Here is a 1,274-nt window from a genome sequence, read left to right on the forward strand (position 1 = left end):
GCCGTGCAGGGTGAGTTCGCGCTCCCCAGGACGATCACCCCCGCGTTGCCCGCCGTCGAGGCGTTCGCCGATCTCGACATGCCCGCGCCGCTGCTCGCCGCGCTCGGCGCCCAGGGCGTTTCCGTGCCGTTCCCGATCCAGGGCGCGACGCTGCCGAACACGCTCGCGGGCCGTGACGTCCTCGGGCGTGGCCGTACCGGCTCCGGCAAGACGCTGGCCTTCGGGCTGGCGCTGCTGGCCCGCACCGCAGGCCGGCGCGCCGAGCCCCGCCAGCCGCTCGCCCTGATCCTCGTACCGACGCGTGAGCTGGCGCAGCAGGTGACCGACGCGCTTTCCCCGTACGCCCGCTCCGTCAAGCTGCGGCTGGCCACGGTGGTGGGCGGGATGTCGATCGGCCGGCAGTCGCACGCCCTGCGCGGCGGAGCCGAGGTCGTCGTCGCGACCCCGGGACGGCTCAAGGACCTCATCGACCGTGGCGACTGCCGGCTGAACCAGGTGGACATCACGGTGCTCGACGAGGCCGACCAGATGGCCGACATGGGGTTCATGCCCCAGGTCACCGCGCTGCTCGACCAGGTGCGCCCGGAGGGACAGCGAATGCTGTTCTCCGCCACCCTGGACCGCAATGTCGACCTGCTGGTACGCCGCTACCTGAGCGACCCCGTCGTGCATTCGGTCGACCCCTCGGCCGGTGCCGTCACGACGATGGAACACCACGTCCTGCACGTCCACGGCGCCGACAAGCACGCCGCCACGACCGAGATCGCCGCCCGTGACGGCCGCGTGATCATGTTCCTGGACACCAAGCACGCCGTCGACCGGCTGACCCAGGACCTGCTCAACAGCGGGGTACGGGCCGCCGCCCTGCACGGCGGCAAGTCGCAGCCGCAGCGCACCCGCACGCTCGCGCAGTTCAAGACCGGGCACGTCACCGTGCTCGTCGCCACGAACGTCGCCGCACGCGGTATCCACGTCGACAACCTCGACCTCGTCGTCAACGTCGACCCGCCGACCGACCACAAGGACTACCTGCACCGCGGCGGACGCACCGCCCGCGCCGGCGAGTCCGGCAGCGTCGTCACCCTCGTCACCCCGAACCAGCGGCGCAGCATGATGCGCCTCATGTCGGACGCCGGAATCCGCCCCCAGACCACCGAGGTCCGCTCGGGCGACGAGGCCCTGAACCGGATCACCGGCGCACAGACCCCCTCCGGCATCCCCGTCGTCATCACCGCACCCGTCGCCGAACGCCCCAAGCGCAGCGCCTCCGCCCG

Annotated in this window: 1 protein-coding gene; it reads left to right on the forward strand. The window is 72.2% G+C overall.

All coding sequences use genetic code 11. The features are described 5' to 3' along the window. A partial coding sequence (locus IE136_RS35180; protein WP_189602564.1) for a DEAD/DEAH box helicase occupies positions 1-1,274 on the forward strand: 1,274 nt, incomplete at both ends.

This window comes from Streptomyces lateritius, from assembly GCF_014649715.1.
GTDB lineage: Bacteria > Actinomycetota > Actinomycetes > Streptomycetales > Streptomycetaceae > Streptomyces > Streptomyces lateritius.